The following is a 19,304-nucleotide window of genomic DNA, read 5'->3' as shown; positions in this document are numbered from 1 at the left end:
TCCTAAGGAGAGATATCTTGCTCAAGCAAATCACTGTCGACGAGCTGCGACCCGGAATGTTTATCCATAAGCTCGAGGTCTGGTGGATCAAAGATACGCGCATCCATAATCAGATGCTGGTGACCGATCCGCGCCAGATCGAAATGTTGCGTAAAGAAGGGATCCAGCAGCTCTGGATCGATCTGAATAAGTCAGTGCAGGCGCCTGCCGCGCCGCCGCCTGCCAAAAAGGCCATCGACCGCATGCCCTTTTTTCAGGAGCTGGACCAGGCGCAGAAGATTTTCCAGCAGGGCAAACCGCAGGTCATGGCGATGTTCAACGAGGCACGCCTCGGTCATGGTCTCAATCTGACGGGGATGCTGGAGCTGGTGGATGAAATCGCCGGCTCTATCCGGCGCGAGCCGACCGCCCTGTTGAGCGTGGCGCGCCTTAAAAACCATGACGATTACACCTGGCTGCACTCCATGGCGGTCTGCGGCCTGATGATTAACCTGGCGCAGCAGCTTGGCCTGGATAATAAACAGGTGCTGCGCGTCGGCATGGGCGGGTTGCTTCATGACGTCGGTAAGGCGGCGGTGCCGCTGGAGATCCTCAATAAACCCGGCAAGCTCACCGATGACGAGTTTGAAGTCATGCGTCAGCATCCGGTTACCGGCGCGCAGATGCTGATGGAGGCGAACGCAGATACCGATCTGCTGGATATCGCGCTGCATCATCATGAAAAGTATGACGGCAGCGGCTATCCGCACCGACTAAAAGGAGAGGAGATCTCGCTCTACTCGCGTATGGCCGCCGTGTGCGACGTCTATGACGCGCTTACCTCAACGCGCGTCTACCGTAAGGGCTGGTCTCCCGCCGAAGCGATGCACAATATGCTGAGCTGGCGCGGCCACTTCGATAATCAGATCCTGCACACCTTTGTGCGCGCCATCGGCATCTATCCGGTGGGTTCGCTGGTGCGGCTGGCGTCAGGGCGCGTGGCGCTGGTGGTAAAAGCGGGCGAGCGCTCGCTGATTAAGCCGGTGGTGCACGCCTTCTGGTCGCTGCACGCCCAGCGCGAAGTGAAGCCGGAACGTATCGATCTCGGCGACAGCTTCTGCACCGACAGCATCATCGGCGCAGAAGAGGGTCTGCTGTGGGGAAGTGCCGATCTTAACCGCGTCTGGGCGCTGGCGAGTTAAAAATCGACGCTGGCGCGCAGCACGATCTCGCGCGGATCGCCTACAGCGACGCGCAGGTTATTGCCGCTCGACGGATAAAAGGTTTTATCAAACAGGTTGTTGACGTTGACCTGCCACTTCACGCGGTAGCCGCTAAGCGGCATCTGCCAGGCGATAAAAGCGTCCGCCACCGTGTAATCATCCAGATAAAAACTGTTGGCTGCATCACCGGGACGGCGACCGACGTAGCGCGCGCCGACGCCTGCGCGCAGATCGTCCGCCGCCAGCAGGCCGGTGGTGCCGAAATCGTTGGTCAGAAACAGCGCGGCGGTATGGCGCGCCGTATTAGGCATGGCGTTGCCGTTATTCTGCGGATCGGCGGTGACGCGCGCGTCGGTCCAGGCGTAGCTGCCCACCAGGCTGAGCGAGTCGGTCAGCTTGCCCGCCAGATCCAGCTCGACGCCCTGCGAACGCACTTTTCCAGCGGTGCGCGTTACGGTCTCGCCATCCACCAGTTCATCCACCATCACGTTGCGCTTCTGAATATCAAACAGCGCCAGCGTGCCGGTAACGCCGTTGGGCAGATCGATCTTGCCGCCCACTTCCCAGGCCTTGCCCAGCTCCGGCGGCAACGAGCCGATCTCGGTGGCGACAGAGGAGTTGGGCTTAAAAGATTCGGTGTAGCTGGCGTAGAGGCTTGACCAGCTGTTGAGGTTGTAAACCACGCCTGCGCGCGGCACCAGTCGGCTGTCGGAGCTGCGGGTGCGGGTGACGAACGGGCGGCCTTTGCCTGCCATTACGTCAAAGCTGTCGTAGCGCAGGCCGCCCAGCAGCAGCCAGTTGGGCGTCAGGCGGATCGCATCCTGTAAAAAGAGGCCGCGGCTGTCGATATTCTCGCGCTGGTCGCTGTCGGCGGCGCTCACCGTCGAGGTCGACGACATCTCCTCATAAACCGGATGCCAGATATTAAAGCGGGTGTTTTTCTTGCCGCGCAGCATGTCACCGCGGAAGGTGCGGTCAGCTTCGTAGTCGAATCCCGCCATCAGCTGATGGTTTACGCGGCCCCAGTCGACATCGCCATTCAGCGTCAGCTGCACCATCTGCGAACGGCTCTGCGCGTCGCCGGTGGCGTCGGCCTGGCGCGTCAGCACGCCGGTATCGGCATTAAAGGCGGTGGCGCGCGCCTGGTGGTCGCTGTAGGTGTTGCGCGTAAAGCTGTAGTTGAGATGCGCCGTCCAGCTGTCGCTCAGGTTTTGATCGGCGGCCAGCGTCAGGGTGTCCTGATCGCCGCGCGTGGCGTTGAAATGCTCGTCGAAACGCTCTTCCCGCGGCGTATCCACCGGCCTGCCGGTTTTCGGGTTAATGACTGTGCCGCGATCGAAAGGCACCAGATACTCCATATGTTCCCAGGCGACGCGCAGAGTGGTGCTCTCGCCAAACCACATCAGCGACGGCGCGATGGTGGTCTGGCGGGTGCGACCGAAGTTACGCCAGTAATCCGTCTCGTCGTGATCGACGATAAACCGGCCCGCGAAGCCGCTGGTGCCGAGCGGGCCGGTGACGTCGAGCCGACCACCGCCGCCGCCAAAGCTGCTGTTGCGTCCCTCCAGATGCACCTGCGGCGTCAGCAGCGGCTTCTTGCTGATGACGTTGACCAGGCCGCCCGGTTCGTTCATGCCGTAAAGCATGGAGGAGGGGCCTTTCAGCACCTCGACGCGCTCGCTGGTGGGCGTAAAGTTGCGCGCCTGAATCGAACGCACGCCGTCGCGCAGGATCGAGCCGTCGCGGTTATCGCCGAAGCCGCGCTTAATCAGCGCATCCTGAGTGCCGCCCAGCGTATTGGCCTGGGTAATGCCGCTGACAAATTTCACCGCGTCGTCGAGATCCTGCGCGTCGCTGTCCTGCAACACCTGCTGCTGCACCACGGTCACGTTCTGCGGCGTGTCGAGAATTTTTGCCGGCGCGCGCGTGGCGGTCACGCTGCTGTGCGGCTGATAGCCGCTCTCCTGCGACGCTGCGTCTTGCGTCACCAGCAGCGTGGATTCCTGCGCGTGCAGGCTGCTGGAAAGCAGCGCGCCGCCCAGCAGGAGGGAAGAAACGTTTTTCATTGAGGTAACTGGCTCCAGAAGGTCCCTGATAAATTCAGCGGCAGGAAGCGCTGATAAAGTTGTTCAAGCGTGCGTTGCGGATCGAGGTCGGTAAAAAGCTGCGGATAGAGCGCCTTAGCGAACACCTCCACCGCCACGACGTGCCACGGGCTGAGGTAGAAGTTGTGCCACAGGCCCCAGGCGCGATGGTTTTTCACCGCCTCAAGCTGGCTGAGTACCGGCTGCGCGGCCAGCAGCTTTTGCAGGCTGAGCGCCGCCTGGTCTGCGCTTACCTGCGGGCCGAGCTGCAACGTTTTGTCGTTGTTCGCATCCGCCATGCCGGTCGCGATATAAACCTGCGGCGGCTGAGCCAGCACCTGTTCGGGATTGATCTCACCGAAAACGCCTTTTACCGCGCCCGCCGCAATATTGTCGCCGCCCGCAAAAGCGAGCAGCTGGCCGAGATTGCCGTTGACCGCCGTGGTGCAGCAGGTGTCGCGGCGGCCCAGGTGCAGGTGTAGCATGACGCGGGTTTTCGGCCCGTGATAGCTTGCCAGCCGGGCGCGAACGGCCTCCATATGCTGCTGATAAAAATCGATAAACGCCTGCGCACGCTGCGGCTGGTTGAACACCTCGCCAAGGATTTTCAGGCTTGGCACCGTGTTGTTGAGCAGATCGACGCGCAGGTCAACATAGATCACCGGCACATTGACCTGCTGCATCAGCTGGCGGAAATGCGCCTCTCCCGCGCCGCTTTTCGCCAGGCGCGGCAGAATAATCAGATCGGGTTTGAGCTTAAGCACCTGCTCAGGGTTGAGATCGCGCAGCGCGCCGCTGCCAAGCTGCGGCACCGCCTTTATCGCCGGAAAAGCGGTGGTGAACTGCTGCCAGCTTTGGGCGTCATACTTCGCCATATCCGCAGGCCAGCCTGCGATCTGCGCCGCCGGGTTGCCGGGCACGATCAGCGCCAGGGTATAGAGCATGCGGCTTTCGCCCAGAATCACCCGCTGTGGATGGTCAGGGAGGGTGACGCGCTGACCGGTAATATCGACGATCGATTTGGCGAAAGAGGCGCAGCTGCACAGCAGTAACATCAGGGAAAAAAGAAAACGCATCTCAATTATTTCACAAGGAAATCGAAATGATAATGAAAATCAATCGTCTTCACAACGTTAAGGTGGCCGTTACGCCGCGCCGCCGGGTTTTATAACTAAAAACAGCAGAGATGCGCGGTCATCCGCCTGTTTTATCGCCATTTTTATAACTTTTTTACGCCCGCCCCGCGCAATTTAACCGCTTCTTTATACCGATACGCGCAGGCTAACGCGAAACCCTGATCCCTCTGGAGGTCGCTGTGAGCGTGGGCGTGATAACCGGCATCGTGCTGGTGTTTTTATTACTGGGCTACCTGATCTATGCCTTGCTGAATGCGGAGGCGTTTTGATGGCCGCCAATGCGTTTTTACTGATTGCCGTTTTTTTACTGGCGCTGATGGTGCTGGCGCAGCCGCTGGGACGCGGGCTGGCCGCGCTGATCGCCGATAAGCCTTTGCTGGCCGGATTCGAGCGTCCGCTCTGGCGTCTGCTGGGCGCAGACGCGCCTGCAATGCGCTGGCCGCAATATCTGCTGGCGATTCTGCTGTTTAACCTGCTCGGCCTGCTGCTGCTGACGGCGATCCTGCTGTTGCAGGATCGGCTGCCGCTTAATCCACAGCAGCTACCTGCGCTGAGCTGGCATCTGGCGATTAACACCGCAGTGAGTTTCGTCACCAATACCAACTGGCAGTCTTACGGCGGCGAAAGCACGCTGAGCTATTTCAGCCAGATGGTCGGTCTGACGGTGCAGAACTTTGTTTCAGCGGCGACCGGCATCGCGGTGGCGTTCGCCCTGATCCGCGGCTTCGCCAGCCGCGCGGCCGATAAGCTCGGCAACGCCTGGCGCGATCTGACGCGCATTACGCTCTATCTGCTGCTGCCGATCAGCCTGCTGATGGCGCTGCTGTTCGTCAGCCAGGGCAGCATTCAAAACTTTTTGCCGTACCACGAGATCACCACGCTGGAAGGGGCGAAGCAGACGCTGGCGATGGGGCCGGTGGCGTCGCAGGAGGCGATCAAGATGCTGGGCACCAACGGCGGCGGTTTCTTTAACGTCAACTCGGCGCATCCGTTCGAGAACCCCAACGCGCTGACTAACTTTGTACAGATGCTGGCGATATTTCTTATCCCGACGGCGCTCTGTTTCGCCTTTGGCTATGCGGTGCGCGATCGCCGCCAGGGCCATATGCTGCTCTGGGCGATGTCGCTGATGTTCGTGGTGGCAGTGGTGACGGTGATGTGGGCGGAAACGCGCGGCAACCCGCACCTGCTGGCGCTCGGCGCGGACAGCGCCCTTAACATGGAGGGCAAAGAGACGCGCTTCGGCATTCTTAACTCCAGCCTGTTTGCGGTGATCACTACCGCTGCGTCGTGCGGCGCGGTTAACGCAATGCATGACTCCTTCACCGCGCTGGGCGGCATGGTGCCGATGTGGCTGATGCAGCTGGGCGAAGTGGTGTTCGGCGGCGTTGGCGCGGGTCTTTACGGCATGCTGCTCTTTGTAGTGCTGGCGGTGTTTATCGCCGGGCTGATGATTGGCCGCACGCCGGAATACCTCGGCAAAAAGGTTGACGTGCGCGAAATGAAGATGACCGCGCTGGCGATTCTGGTGACGCCGACGCTGGTGCTGCTCGGCACCGCGCTGGCGATGATGACCGACGCGGGCCGCGCCGGAATGGCGAATCCGGGCATTCACGGCTTCAGCGAAGTGCTCTACGCGGTCTCGTCCGCCGCTAACAACAACGGCAGCGCCTTTGCCGGCCTGAGCGCCAACACGCCGTTCTGGAACCTGCTGCTGGCGTTCTGCATGCTGGTCGGCCGCTTCGGCATCATTATTCCGGTGATGGCGCTGGCGGGCAGCATGGCGGTGAAAAAGGCGCAGCCGGTAGGCAACGGCACGTTGCCGACCCACGGCCCGCTGTTTATCGCGCTGCTGATCGGCGCGGTGCTGCTGGTGGGCGCGCTGACCTTTATTCCCGCTCTGGCGCTGGGCCCAGTCGCCGAGCATCTGCAACTTCTTCAGGGTACGCACTCATGAGTCGTCAACAACAGGCGCTGAACGGCGCACTGATGCGCGTCGCGCTGCTCGACGCGCTGAAAAAGCTGGATCCGCGCGTACAGTTTCGCAATCCGGTGATGTTCGTGGTCTGGCTCGGCAGCCTGCTCACTACGCTGCTGGCGCTCGGCATGGCGGGCGGCTGGCTCGACGGCCGCGCCAGCTTTACCGGCGCCATCGCGCTCTGGCTCTGGTTTACCGTTCTGTTCGCCAACTTCGCCGAGGCGCTGGCGGAAGGGCGCAGCAAGGCGCAGGCGAGCAGCCTGAAAGGCGTCAAGAAAACCAGCTTCGCGAAAAAACTGGCTGAGCCGCGCCACGGCGGGCAGTGGCAGCAGGTCTCCGCCGACAGCCTGCGCAAAGGCGATATCGTGCTGGCGGAGGCGGGCGACATTATTCCCTGTGACGGTGAAGTGCTGGAGGGCGGCGCCTCGGTGGATGAAAGCGCGATTACCGGTGAATCCGCGCCGGTGATCCGCGAGTCGGGTGGTGACTTTGCCTCGGTCACTGGCGGCACGCGCATCCTCTCCGACTGGCTGGTGATCCAGTGCAGCGTCAATCCGGGCGAGACCTTTCTCGATCGCATGATCGCCATGGTAGAGGGCGCGAAGCGGCGGAAAACCCCCAACGAGATCGCGCTGACCATTCTGCTGGTATCGCTGACTATTGTGTTTCTGCTGGCCACCGTCACGCTGTGGCCCTTCTCGGCGTGGGGCGGCTCGCCGGTGAGCGTCACGGTACTGGTGGCGCTGCTGGTCTGCCTGATCCCGACGACGATTGGCGGCCTGCTCTCCGCCATCGGCGTAGCGGGCATGAGCCGCATGCTGGGTGCCAACGTCATCGCCACCAGCGGCCGCGCGGTGGAGGCGGCGGGCGACGTCGACGTGCTGATGCTGGACAAGACCGGCACTATTACGCTCGGCAATCGCCAGGCGACGCAATTTCTGCCCGCGCCGGGCGTCAGCGAAGAGCAGCTGGCCGATGCGGCGCAGCTCGCCTCGCTGGCGGATGAAACGCCAGAGGGCCGCAGCATCGTGGTGCTGGCGAAACAGAAATTTAACCTGCGTGAGCGTGACCTTAACAGCCTGGGCGCGAGCTTTATTCCCTTCTCGGCGCAGACGCGTATGAGCGGCGTAAACGTGCAGAACCGCCTGATCCGCAAAGGCGCAGTGGACGCCGTAAAACGTCATATCGAAGCCAACAGCGGTCGTTTCCCCACGGAGGTCAACGCGCTGGTGGAAGAGGTGGCACGCGCAGGCGGCACGCCGCTGGTGGTATCGGAAGGGGCGAAGGTGCTGGGGGTGGTGGCGCTAAAAGATATTGTCAAAGGCGGCATCAAAGAGCGCTTCGCCGAGCTGCGCAAGATGGGTATCAAAACCGTGATGATTACCGGTGACAACCCGCTGACCGCGGCGGCGATCGCAGCGGAAGCGGGCGTGGATGACTTTCTGTCGGAAGCGACGCCGGAAGCCAAACTGGCGCTGATCCGCCAGTACCAGGCGGAAGGCCGACTGGTGGCGATGACCGGCGACGGCACCAATGACGCCCCGGCGCTGGCGCAGGCTGACGTGGCGGTGGCGATGAACTCCGGCACCCAGGCGGCAAAAGAGGCGGGCAACATGGTGGATCTCGACTCGAACCCCACCAAGCTGCTGGAAGTGGTGCACATCGGCAAACAGATGCTGATGACGCGCGGGTCGCTCACCACCTTCAGCATCGCCAACGACGTCGCTAAATATTTCGCCATTATTCCGGCAGCCTTCGCGGCGACCTATCCGCAGCTTAATTTGCTGAACGTGATGCATCTGCATTCGCCGTCGTCGGCCATTCTCTCTGCGGTGATCTTTAACGCGCTGGCGATCGTCTTCCTGATCCCGCTGGCGCTAAAAGGGGTGAGCTATCGGCCGCTGAGCGCGGCAGCGCTGCTGCGACGCAACCTGCTGATCTATGGCGTGGGCGGGCTGCTGGTGCCCTTTATCGGCATTAAAGCCATCGACCTGCTGTTAGTGCTGCTGGGTCTGGCATAAGGAGAAAAATATGAGTCAGTTACGTCCGGCAATGTTAGTTTTACTGCTGCTCACGCTGGTGACCGGCGTGGGATATCCTTTGCTTACTACCGGCCTGGCACAGTGGCTGTTTCCGGCACAGGCCAGCGGATCGCTGATTGAAGAGCGCGGTTCGGCGCTGATCGGGCAGAACTTTACCCGGCCTGGCTATTTCTGGGGACGTCCGTCTGCGACCGGCGACGCGCCTTATAATCCGCTGGCGTCGAGCGGCAGCAATCTGGCGGCAAGCAATCCGGCGCTGGATAAGGCGGTGGCGGAACGCGTCGCCGCGCTGCGCGCCGCCAACCCGCTCTCGCCGCAGGCGGTGCCAGTGGATTTGGTGACCGCTTCGGCCAGCGGGCTCGATCCGGCGATTTCGCCTGCCGCCGCGCACTGGCAGGCGCCGCGTGTCGCCACCGCGCGTCAGCTGCCGCTGAAAAGGGTAGAGGAGCTGATCGACGCGAATACGGAGCGGCCACTGCTCGCTTTTAGCGGCGATCCTACCGTCAACGTGCTGCGGCTTAACCTGGCGCTGGATGCGCTGACTCAACCCTGAAGGACGTGATGAACGACGAACGTGAACGCCCCGATCCCGATGCGCTGCTGTTGCAACAGGCTGACAGCCATCGCGGCAAGCTGAAAATTTACTTCGGCGCCTGTGCGGGCGTAGGGAAAACCTACGCCATGCTGCAGGAGGCGCAGCGGCTGCGCGCCCAGGGGCTCGACGTGCTGATCGGCGTGGTAGAGACCCACGGCCGGGAAGAGACCGCCAGTCTGCTGCGCGGGCTTCCTGAGCTACCGCGGCGCGCTACCGGCCGCTCGCGTCATGCCGAGTTCGACCTTGACGCGGCGCTGGCGCGTCATCCGGCCGTTATCCTGATGGATGAGCTGGCGCATACTAACGTGCAAGGGTCGCGCCATCCCAAACGCTGGCAGGATATCGACGAGCTGCTGGACGCAGGCATCGATGTGATCACGACCGTCAACGTGCAGCATCTGGAAAGCCTTAACGATGTGGTAGGCGGCGTGACCGGCATTCGCGTGCGCGAAACCCTGCCCGACCCCTTTTTCGACAGCGCCGATGAGATCGTGCTGGTGGATCTGCCGCCGGACGATCTGCGCCAGCGCCTGAAAGAGGGCAAAGTCTATGTCGGCGATCGCGCGGAGCGCGCCATCGAAAACTTTTTTCGCAAGGGCAACCTGTTTGCCCTGCGCGAGCTGGCGCTGCGGCGCACCGCCGACCGCGTTGACGATCAGATGCGCGCCTGGCGCGACCAGCAGGGACGCGACCGCGTCTGGCACACGCGTGACGCCATTCTGCTCTGCATCGGCGACGATACCGGCAGCGAAAAACTGGTGCGCACCGCCGCGCGGCTGGCGGCGCGGCTCGGCAGCGAATGGCACGCGGTTTATGTAGAGACGCCGCGCCTTAACCGGCTGCCGGAAGCGCGGCGGCGCGCTATCCTGAAAACCCTTCAGCTGGCGCAGGAGCTGGGCGCGGAGACCGCCACGCTCTCCGATCCCGATGAGGCGCAGGCGGTATTGCGCTACGCCCGCGAACATAACCTGGGCAAGATCGTTACCGGTCGTCGGCCGCTGCGGCGCTGGCATCGCGACAGCTTCGCCACGCGCCTCGGCAAGCTGGGGCCCGATCTCGATCTGCTGGTGGTGGCGCTCGATGAGCCTGTCGGCGAGGCGCCAGCCTTAGCCGACGCGCGCGTGACCGGTGACCGCTGGCGCCTGCCGCTGCGCGGCGTGCTGATGGCGCTGCTGCTCTGCATTGTGGTGACCGCCGCCGGACGCTGGCTGCTGGCCGGCTTCGATACCGCCAACGGCGTAATGATCTACCTGCTGGCGGTGGTAATTATCGCGCTGCGCTACGGGCGCTGGCCGTCGGTGATCGCCACGGTGATGAATATTCTCGCCTTCGACCTCTTTTTCGTCGCGCCGACCGGTACGGTCGCGGTCTCCGACTTGCAGTATCTGGTGACCTTCGCGGTCATGCTGGCGGTGGGCGTTATCGTCGGCAATCTCACTGCGGGCGTGCGCTATCAGGCGCGCGTGGCGCGCTATCGCGAACAGCGCGCGCGCCACCTCTACGAGATGGCGAAATCACTCGGCAGCGCGCTGACGTCAGAAGATATTGCTGCCACCAGCCAGCGCGTTATCGAGGTCACCCTGCAGGCGCGCAGCCTGCTGCTGCTGCCGGACGAACAGGGTGAGCTGGTCGCGACGGGCGCGGCGACGCCTGGCAGCGAGCCGGATCGCGCTATCGCCAGATGGAGCTACAGCAAGGGCCAGCCCGCCGGCGCGGGCACCGATACGCTGCCTGCCGTACCGTACCAGATCCTGCCGCTGAAGAGCGGCGCGCACTGCCGTGGGCTGCTGGTGGTGGAGCCGCAAAACCTGCGTCAGCTGATGATCCCGGAGCAGCAGCGGCTGGTAGAGACCTTTACGGTGCTGATCGCCAACGCGCTGGAGCGGATGGCGCTGTCGCAGAGCGAGGCGGCGTCACGGCTGGCGGCGGAGCGCGAACAGCTGCGCAACGCGCTGCTCTCCGCGCTGTCGCACGATCTGCGCACGCCGCTTACCGTACTGTTCGGCCAGGCGGAGATGCTGATGCTGGACCTGGCCAGCGAAGAGTCAAAATATGTCACGCAGGCGAACCAGATCCGCGAGCAGACGCTGAGCACTATCCGGCTGGTGAGCAATATGCTGGATATGGCGCGCATTCAGTCGGGCGGGCTGAACCTGCGCGAAGAGTGGCTGGCGCTGGACGAGGTGATTGGCGGCGCGCTCAGCAGCATGGCACCTTCGCTGAAAGGACACGGCGTCACGCTCGATCTGCCGTCGGAGCTGGTGCTGATTAAAGGCGACAGCGCGCTGCTGGAGCGGGTGCTGACCAACCTGATTGAGAACAGCCTGAAATATGCGGGCAACAGCGCGCAGCGCGGCATCCGCGCCTGGCGCGACGGCGAACGGTTAGAGGTTGCGGTATGGGACAACGGGCCGGGCATCGCCGACAAAGACCTGACGCGTATTTTCGACAAGTTTGCCCGCGGCGATAAGGAGTCGTCAGTGCCAGGCGTCGGGCTGGGACTGGCGATCTGCAAAACCATTGTCGAGAGCCACGGCGGGCGCATCTGGGCAGAGAATCGCATCGAGGGTGGCGTAGCGTTCCGCCTCTCCTTGCCGCTGCCGCCCGCGCCTGAAATTTCTGAAGAGGCGCTGAAATAACTTCACAGAGGATGGGTTATACTGCCCCACCTGTCTGATCACCTGTGGGAAATTATGGAACGTTTTACCGAAAACCTGATGTATGCGTCGCGCTGGTTGCTGGCTCCGGTTTACATTGGACTTTCGCTGGGTTTGCTGGCGCTGACGATTAAGTTTTTCGAAGAAATTCTTCACCTGCTGCCCAATATTCTCAGTATCGCGGAAAACGATCTGATCCTGCTACTGCTGTCGCTGGTAGACATGACGCTGGTAGGCGGTCTGCTGGTGATGGTGATGCTCTCGGGCTATGAGAACTTTATCTCTAAACTCGACATCGACGAAAATACAGAGAAGCTGAGCTGGCTTGGCAAAATGGATTCCGGCTCGCTGAAGAACAAGGTCGCGGCCTCTATCGTTGCCATCTCCTCTATCCACCTGCTGCGCGTGTTTATGGAAGCGCGCAACGTGCCCAACGACAAGCTGATGTGGTATGTGATTATCCATCTGACCTTTGTGCTGTCGGCCTTTGTGATGGGCTGGCTGGATACGATGTCGAAGAGCGATAAAAAGTATTCATAACTGCCAGGAGGCGGCTCCGCCTCTTAGCGCTGAAATGTCCCTGCTGGCCGCGTGCCGGTCAGCTGCGGCATCACTTCCCGCACCATCTCGAAGAACTTCTGCAGTCGCGCCGGGTAGTAGCTTGCCCAGGGGTAGGTCAGCCAGACCGGCAAGGGCGGCGCCTGCCACTGCGGCGTAAGCTGAACCAGCTCGCCGCGCGCTAAATCCTCCTGTACCACCCATGACGACATAATCGCCGCGCCCATGCCCATCAGCGCCGCTTTGCGCACCGCGTAGAGGCTGTCGCTGCTGAGTCGCGGCGCAATCGCCATATTAACCGGCTGGCCGTCGTCAATCCGCTGTAACGCAATTTCGTTACGGTAAAAGCTGGTCAGTGCCAGCCAGGGTAAATCCGCCAGCTGCTCCACGGCGTCGACCGGCGCGTGCTGCGCCAGCAGAGCGGGCGAGGCGACGACGATGCGCGGCACTTCCGCCAGCAAAATCGCCACGATAGCGGGATCGCTCAGCGCGCCGACCTGAATCGCGCAGTCGATATTCTCGGCGATAAAGTCCGGCGTGCGATCGTTTAGCATCCATTCCACGTTCAGGCGCGGATAGCGCATCAGATAGTCCACCAGCGGGGCGACCAGCTGATCCTGACCAAAGGCGTGCGGCGCGCGCACCCGCAGCGTGCCGACCGGCTCGTCGTTGGCGTGGGTCAGATCATCTTCCAGCGCGTGCCAGGTCGCCAGCAGCTGGCGCGCATGGGCATAACAGCGCTCGCCGTCGTCGGTCAGCTTCAGCGCGTGGGTGGTGCGCATAATCAGCTTTAGCCCAAGCCGCTGCTCCAGCGCCTGGAGTCGGCGGCTGATGGTGGGCTGAGTGGTGTTAAGCTGCGCCGCCGCTGCCGACAGGCTGCCGCTCTCGACGATGCGGATAAAGGTTTGCATCAGTTCAATACGATCGGGGCTGGATAAGTTGCTCATACGTATCACGCATAACAGTTTTGTTTTTTATCAGTCTACAACGTATGGCGGCAATCCGCTTTACTAAGCGCCATATACCTGTGGAGAAAGAAACTATGTCAGCCATTAACAGCATTGCGGCCACCCCGACTGAAAGATTGCCCGGCCCGCTGGTCTTTACCCTCGCCGCAGGCGCAGGGCTGAGCGTCGCCTCGATTTACTACAGCCAGCCGATGCTGGATATCATCGGCAAACAGTTTAGCGTCGGCGTCGGCGCGGTCGGCATGGTGCCGATGCTGACGCAGATGGGCTATGCGCTGGGCATTCTGCTGCTGGCGCCGCTGGGCGACCGTCACGATCGCCGCGTCATCATTCTGATAAAAGGTCTGCTGCTGGTGGCGGCGCTGTTGCTGTGCGGCTTTTCCGGCGGACTGAACGCGCTGCTGATTGCCAGCTTCGCCACCGGCCTGACGGCGACGGTCGCGCAGGATATCGTTCCGGCCTCCGCCGCGCTGGCACCCGAGCGCAGCCGGGGCAAAACGGTCGGTACGGTGATGACCGGTCTGCTGGTTGGCATTCTGCTGTCGCGCGTGGTCAGCGGCGTGGTAGCGGAGTATTTCGGCTGGCGCGCCATGTACTGGCTCGCTGCGGCGCTGGTGCTCTTTATCAGCCTTGCGCTGTGGCGCGTGCTGCCGCGTTTTACGCCAGGCACTTCAGTGAGTTATCCACGACTGCTGCTGTCGCTGGCGCATCTCTGGCAGCATCATCAGACGCTGCGCCGGGCGGCGCTGGCGCAGGGTCTGCTGTCGGTAGGCTTTAGCGCCTTCTGGTCGACGCTGGCGCTGATGCTCAGCGACCGCTTTCATCTCGACAGCGCGGTAGCGGGTGCCTTCGGCCTGGCGGGCGCAGCGGGCGCGATGGCTGCGCCGCTGGCGGGCAGCATCGCCGACCGTATCGGTCCGGCGCGCGTCACCATTGTTGGTGCCGGGCTGGTAACGGTTTCCTTTGCGCTGATGTTTCTGCTGCCCGCGCTGCCGCTGCCCGCCCAGCTGGCATTGATCGTGCTCAGCACTATCGGCTTCGACCTTGGGGTGCAGGCGACCCTGGTGGCGCATCAGACGCTGGTCTACAGCCTGGCGCCGGAAGCGCGTAGCCGCCTTAACGCGCTGCTGTTTACCGTGGTGTTTATTGGTATGGCGACCGGCGCCGCGCTGGGCAGCCTGGCGCTGGCGCGCTGGGGCTGGAACGGCGTTGTAACCCTTGCCACGCTGGCCGGTGCCGCAAGTCTTGCGCTTCGCCTGGCGAGCCGTCATCTGAAGAACTGATCCCGCTTTCGCGCTCTTGTGCCAGGATTATACGTAATCTTCAGGGAAAACGGAGCGTTATGAACTTTCTCGCCTGGATGGCGGCAACCGGCTGCCTTCTGTTATTAATGTCGCTGGCTTCGGGGTGGATCCACCGCGGGCCAGTAACCTCGTTTGGGCTCTATCTGTTAGCCGGGATCCTCTGCGGACCCTGGGTATTCGACGTCGTACAGATTGATATTCTGAAACATTCGGAAGCGGCCGCGCATATTACCGAAATCACTATGGCGGCCTCGCTGTTTATTACCGGACTCAAGCTGCGCCTGCCGCTACGTGCGCACAGCTGGCGGCTCGGCATGCGGCTCGCCTTTCCGGCGATGCTGCTGACGGTCGGCGGCATGACGCTGCTGGTTCACTGGCTGGCAGGCTTCGACTGGCCGCTGGCGCTGGCGTTCGGCGCTATCGTCGCGCCGACCGATCCGGTGCTGGCAAGCCTCATCTCTGTCAACGACGCGCGCGACGATGACGCGCTGCGCGTGGCGCTTTCCAGCGAAGCGGGCATGAACGATGGTTCGGCGCTGCCGCTGCTAATTCTGGCGCTGCTGCTGTTTAACGGCGAAAGTCTCACCTGGAGCAGCTTTGGACACTGGACCGCCGTCGAGGTGATCTGGGGCATCGGCGGCGGCCTGGGGCTGGGCTTTCTGTTCGGCCGCCTTGTCGGCGTGCTGGCGACAAGGCTGCGCAACGCACACGGCGATGTGGCGCCCAGCGACTTCCTCGCGCTGGCGCTGATCGCGCTCAGCTATGCGGCGGCGGAAACGCTGGGCGCGTCCGGCTTTCTGGCGACTTTCGCCGCAGGCGTCGGACTGCGCCGCGCCGAGCTGCGCGTTTTCAAAAGTTTTCCCCCGGAAGAGCTGAGCGAAGAGCAGCGGGTGCTGCCCGCCGAGGCGCTGGTCAATCCCAACAACCGTCTGGAGCATGCGGGCGAAAGCGGCAATATGGTGAAATCGGTCGGGCTGGTGGTCAGCGATGCGCTCTCATTTGGTGATACGATTGAGCGTTTGCTGGCGGCGGCGATGATGGTGGTGCTGGGCGTGACGCTGGCCCACCACTGGAACCTCGACGGCGTTCTGTTGGGACTGGCATTATTTATCGTGGTGCGACCGCTGGCGGTGTGGCTGACGACGCTGCGCTGCGGCATCCCGGCGGTGCGACGTCTGCTGATAGGCTGGCTGGGCATTCGCGGCATCGGCAGTATTAACTACATCGCCTTCGCCTGGGTACACGGCATGGCGGGCCAGCAGGCGGAAACAATGGTTGATATGGCGCTGACACTGGTGGTGTGCAGCATCGTAATTCATGGCGTGACGGTGACGCCGCTGCTGAACTGGCGCTCGGCGCGCCTTTCCGCCCGGCAGAACGAAGAGTAGACCGTCACAGGTTAAAACAGGAGTGGATATGAAAAAGTCGTTATTAATTTTACTGGGGATGCTGACTTCATCGGCTGCGATGGCCGCTGACGATGGCACCAACATCCCGCAGGAAAATGTTTATGCCAGCAAGCTGTGTCATATCGTCAGCGGGGAAACTCAGGTCGGCACCGCGGATTCCTACGTGCAGAAAATGAAAAGCTATACGGCGATGAGTAAATCCTCCAGCGCAATGAATCAGCCGTCGTTCGACGAAGATATCGCAAACGAGGTGGCGAATGCCTGGCTGCAACTGGGAGAGGAGGAGCGGGGTAAACTTCGCGCCGATGAACAGCAGTGCGAGCAGACGGTTATGACGCAGTTCCAGCAGGAAGATTAAGCTTTTTTCTGCTCTGCATAAACGCGCCATCAGGGCGCGTTTTTTTGTGGCATTTTTCCCCAGATTGCGTACATAATCGCCAGCAATTGATACAGGTCACATAATAACAGCGCCGCCACAGGCAGGCGCGTCTGAATCAGCGTACTGGCATTGACTTAACGGGCATCATGATCACGCGTCGACATTTTCTTTTGGGGTCTGGGGCCCTTCTCCTTTCTATGACCGCAGGCAAACTTTTTGCCCGCGATGAAGTCATTCCGCTGTGGCCTGACGAGCCGCCGGGCGGCGGCGGGCCGTCCGGGCCGCTGCGCGTGAACAAACATGGCTCCTGGTCCAATATCGTCAGCCCGGCGATTCAGCGATTCAAGCCGGAAAACCCCAACGGAGAAGCTGTGCTGATTGCGGCAGGCGGCGGCTATAAATTTATCGGCATGGGGCGTGAGGCCTGGCCGGTGGCGCGCTGGCTCAACAGCAACGGTTATACCGCCTATGTACTGAGCTATCGGCTGCCGGAAGAGAAGTGGCAGGCGGGACACCTTGCGCCGCTACAGGATGCGCAGCGCGCCATTCGTCTGGTACGTTCGTTTGAGCGCAAAGTGCATCTGCTGGGCTTTTCCGCCGGCGGGCATCTGCTCGGCATGGCGGCGGCGCGGCCAGATTTCCGCTCTTACGAGATTCAGGATGAGCTGGATAATGTGGTGCCGAAAGCTGACAGCGTCGGCTTAATTTATCCGGTGATTACGCTGGAAGCGCCCTATACCCATACCACCACGCACCGCATTCTGGTGGGTAACAACGCGACGCCGGCAGAAGAGGCGAACTGGTCAGTACAGAACTACGTAACCCGCAACTACCCGCCTACCTTCCTGGCGCAGGCGGAGGATGACCACATCTCTAACCCCTATAATACCGAGCTGATGCGCGATACCTGTCGGCGCAACCGCGTGCCGGTTGAGCTGATAGAGATCAGCCGCGGCGGCCACGGTTTCGGCCTCGGCACAGCCGGTACGCCTGCCGCGCTGTGGGATCAGGCCTACGCGCGCTGGCTCGACCGCCTCAGCTAATCAGGTCAGCACCCGACGGTTGTCAGGTTGCAGCACTGGCGGCAGCGGGAAGTCGTCGTTCATTTCCCGCAGGCTACGCTCAATGCCGATGCACAGCGCGTTAAGCGGCAAATCATTGGCCTCGACGCCGAAGGGATCCTCCAGCTCTTCCGACACTGACTCCAGCGCCAGAAAGGTGTAGGAGATAAACATTGAGACCAGCGGCGTCATGCCGTGAAGATCGCTCACCAGCGCAAACGGCAATAGCGTGCAAAACAGCGAGACGGTGCGGTGCAGGATCAGCGAGTAGGCAAAGGGGATCGGCGTTGAGGCGATGCGCTCGCATCCGCCCAGCACCAGCGACAGATGGTTAAGGTTCTCATCCATGCTCTGCCAGAGAATATCGGACACCTTGCCCTGCTGACGCTGTTCGCCCAGCCATTTTCCCATGCACAGCAGCGCGCGGCTGGCGGGCATCGGGCTGTTTATCACTTCCTCGCGCCAGCGTAACGGCAGCAAACGCATCAAATCTTCACGCGGATCGCTGTTGCGTAGCTGATGCTTCATGCTGTAGCTGAACGCCATCTGCAGCGCCGCAAACTCATGCGCCTTCTCCGCCTCCAGCGGCACGCTCTTTACCTGACGCAGCAGCGAGCGATGGGTAATCAGCATGCTTCCCCAGAGCGTGCGCGCTTCGGTAAAACGCGCATAGCTGGCGTTGTTGCGAAAGCCAAGAAAGATTGCCAGCGCCACGCCGAGCAGGCTGAAGGGCGCGGTAGTGAGATGGACGCCGAGGGATTCGTACCATTGAAAGCAGACGATGGCGATAATCGACATCACCAGGTTTAACGACAGGCGGAAAGCGATTTTCGGCAACACCGAACCGTGCCAGCCCAGCAGCCGACGGAACCAGTGCTGATAAGGACGAACAATCATATTGAATGCGATGTGAAGTTTATTTTTGTGTTTTAAGCCTACGCCGACAGAAGATTGAACGCGAGTTTTCGCGTGCTTTTTCCGTTAGCCTTTTCCCGGATTCGAGGCCGATCGAACCTACCTCAATGAACTCAGCGGCAGGTGCTGCCTGAGTCCCAGCGTGACGGATCACGCAAAGAGACCTGTAACTCAGTATTGGATCTGGCGCGCTTAACGGTATCGCTAATGACTGTTTTTTCAGCTGTGATAGGCTCGGCGGATGTTTTTCCAGAGTCAGAAAAAATGGAAAAGAAAAACAGCACGCCGACTCCGCATGATGCGACTTTCCGACAGTTTCTCAGCCAGCCGGAGGTCGCTCGCGACTTTATGGAAATTCATCTTCCATCAGAATTACGCGCCATTTGCGATCTCAATACGCTAAAGCTCGTGTCAGGCTCGTTTGTTGAAGATGATCTGCGCCAGTACTTCAGCGATGTACTTTACAGCCTGAAAACCAAAAGCGGCGACGACGGCTATGTGCATGTGCTTATCGAGCATCAGTCGACGCCAGATAAGCATATGGCGTTCCGGCTGCTGCGTTATGCAGTAGCCGCCATGCAGCGTCACCTGGATGCCGGACATAAAAAGTTGCCGCTGGTGATACCCGTGCTTTTTTACGCTGGTAAACGCAGCCCCTATCCATACTCGTCCTGCTGGCTGGATGGGTTCAGCGACTCGGCCCTGGCCGAAAGACTCTACGGTAACCCGTTTCCGCTGGTGGACGTCACTGTTATCCCAGATGAAGAGATAGCTGAGCATCGTCGTATGGCCGCGCTCACGCTGCTGCAAAAACATATTCGCCAGCGCGATTTGATGGAGGTGATGGACAGGGTTGCGTCCATTATGCTGGCGGGCTGGCTCTCTTCATCGCAAATAATATCGCTGGTACACTATATTGTTCAGGCAGGCGAAACGTCAGACGCCAGCGCTTTTGTTCGCGAACTGGCACAGCGAATGCCGCAACAAGGGGACGCACTGATGACTATTGCAGAACA

The 19,304-nt window shown here is 61.3% G+C and carries 15 protein-coding genes and 1 pseudogene; 12 read left to right on the top strand and 4 right to left on the bottom strand.

Annotated features, from left to right (window positions below; translation table 11 throughout):
* Positions 1-17 precede the first annotated feature (17 nt).
* Positions 18-1,181: an HD-GYP domain-containing protein gene (locus B3797_RS06860; RefSeq protein WP_311790711.1), complete on the top strand. Its 1,164-nt coding sequence runs from the start codon at positions 18-20 to the stop codon at positions 1,179-1,181.
* Here B3797_RS06860 and B3797_RS06855 read toward each other — a convergent pair.
* Together B3797_RS06855 and B3797_RS06850 are read right to left on the bottom strand one after the other, a co-directional pair.
* On the bottom strand, positions 1,178-3,268 hold the full coding sequence (locus B3797_RS06855; RefSeq protein ID WP_311790710.1) for a TonB-dependent siderophore receptor: 2,091 nt from the start codon (positions 3,266-3,268) through the stop codon (positions 1,178-1,180). The two genes, B3797_RS06860 and B3797_RS06855, sit on opposite strands and share 4 nt — an antisense overlap.
* Positions 3,265-4,362: an ABC transporter substrate-binding protein gene (locus tag B3797_RS06850; RefSeq protein ID WP_311790709.1), complete on the bottom strand. Its 1,098-nt coding sequence runs from the start codon at positions 4,360-4,362 to the stop codon at positions 3,265-3,267. Before B3797_RS06850 ends, B3797_RS06855 begins: the two co-directional genes overlap by 4 nt.
* A 239-nt stretch (positions 4,363-4,601) precedes the next feature.
* On the opposite strand from B3797_RS06850, the gene kdpF reads away from it, so the two are divergent.
* Genes kdpF through B3797_RS06820 form a run of 6 tightly spaced genes read left to right on the top strand, consistent with a single transcriptional unit; the run spans position 4,602 to position 12,234 of the window.
* A complete protein-coding gene (gene kdpF / locus B3797_RS06845) occupies positions 4,602-4,691 on the top strand; it encodes a K(+)-transporting ATPase subunit F (protein ID WP_033753373.1) in 90 nt (29 codons plus the stop codon).
* Complete coding sequence (gene kdpA / locus B3797_RS06840) at positions 4,691-6,379, top strand: potassium-transporting ATPase subunit KdpA (RefSeq protein ID WP_311790708.1); 1,689 nt, start codon at positions 4,691-4,693, stop codon at positions 6,377-6,379. Before kdpF ends, kdpA begins: the two co-directional genes overlap by 1 nt.
* The gene (gene kdpB, locus B3797_RS06835) at positions 6,376-8,421 is read left to right on the top strand and encodes a potassium-transporting ATPase subunit KdpB (protein WP_311790707.1); all 2,046 of its coding nucleotides are present in this window, start codon (positions 6,376-6,378) and stop codon (positions 8,419-8,421) included. Before kdpA ends, kdpB begins: the two co-directional genes overlap by 4 nt.
* A gap of 10 nt (positions 8,422-8,431) precedes the next feature.
* On the top strand, positions 8,432-8,995 hold the full coding sequence (gene kdpC / locus B3797_RS06830) for a potassium-transporting ATPase subunit KdpC (protein WP_311790706.1): 564 nt from the start codon (positions 8,432-8,434) through the stop codon (positions 8,993-8,995).
* 8 nt (positions 8,996-9,003) lie between these two features.
* Entirely contained in the window at positions 9,004-11,676 is a 2,673-nt protein-coding gene (kdpD, locus tag B3797_RS06825) for a two-component system sensor histidine kinase KdpD (protein ID WP_311790705.1), read from the top strand.
* A gap of 54 nt (positions 11,677-11,730) precedes the next feature.
* Positions 11,731-12,234, top strand: a complete 504-nt coding sequence (locus B3797_RS06820; protein ID WP_311784007.1) for a TIGR00645 family protein — start codon at positions 11,731-11,733, stop codon at positions 12,232-12,234.
* A gap of 23 nt (positions 12,235-12,257) precedes the next feature.
* Here the strand turns inward: B3797_RS06820 and B3797_RS06815 are convergent, their stop codons facing one another.
* Positions 12,258-13,199, bottom strand: a complete 942-nt coding sequence (locus B3797_RS06815) for a LysR family transcriptional regulator (protein WP_311784008.1) — start codon at positions 13,197-13,199, stop codon at positions 12,258-12,260.
* Between the two features lie 95 nt (positions 13,200-13,294).
* Here B3797_RS06815 and B3797_RS06810 point away from each other — a divergent pair, with 95 nt between their 5' ends.
* From B3797_RS06810 to B3797_RS06795, 4 genes are all read left to right on the top strand, one after another.
* Complete coding sequence (locus B3797_RS06810; RefSeq protein ID WP_311790704.1) at positions 13,295-14,503, top strand: MFS transporter; 1,209 nt, start codon at positions 13,295-13,297, stop codon at positions 14,501-14,503.
* A gap of 59 nt (positions 14,504-14,562) precedes the next feature.
* Positions 14,563-15,912 carry a cation:proton antiporter gene (locus B3797_RS06805; protein ID WP_311784010.1) on the top strand — a complete coding sequence of 450 codons (1,350 nt, stop codon included), beginning with the start codon at positions 14,563-14,565 and terminating at the stop codon, positions 15,910-15,912.
* Positions 15,913-15,940: 28 nt separating this feature from the next.
* Positions 15,941-16,291, top strand: a complete 351-nt coding sequence (locus B3797_RS06800) for a hypothetical protein (RefSeq protein WP_311784011.1) — start codon at positions 15,941-15,943, stop codon at positions 16,289-16,291.
* Between the two features lie 167 nt (positions 16,292-16,458).
* Entirely contained in the window at positions 16,459-17,355 is an 897-nt protein-coding gene (locus B3797_RS06795) for an alpha/beta hydrolase (protein WP_311784012.1), read from the top strand.
* Here the strand turns inward: B3797_RS06795 and B3797_RS06790 are convergent, their stop codons facing one another.
* Positions 17,356-18,270, bottom strand: a complete 915-nt coding sequence (locus B3797_RS06790) for a bestrophin family protein (RefSeq protein ID WP_311784013.1) — start codon at positions 18,268-18,270, stop codon at positions 17,356-17,358.
* Between the two features lie 282 nt (positions 18,271-18,552).
* Here B3797_RS06790 and B3797_RS06785 point away from each other — a divergent pair.
* Positions 18,553-19,304, top strand: a pseudogene (locus B3797_RS06785) (Rpn family recombination-promoting nuclease/putative transposase); the annotation flags it as partial.

The organism is Pantoea sp. UBA5923, from assembly GCF_002431095.1.
GTDB classification, from domain to species: domain Bacteria; phylum Pseudomonadota; class Gammaproteobacteria; order Enterobacterales; family Enterobacteriaceae; genus Pantoea; species Pantoea piersonii.
The sequence above is the reverse complement of the archived record's forward strand: the minus strand, read 5'-3'. Positions and strand labels throughout refer to the sequence as shown.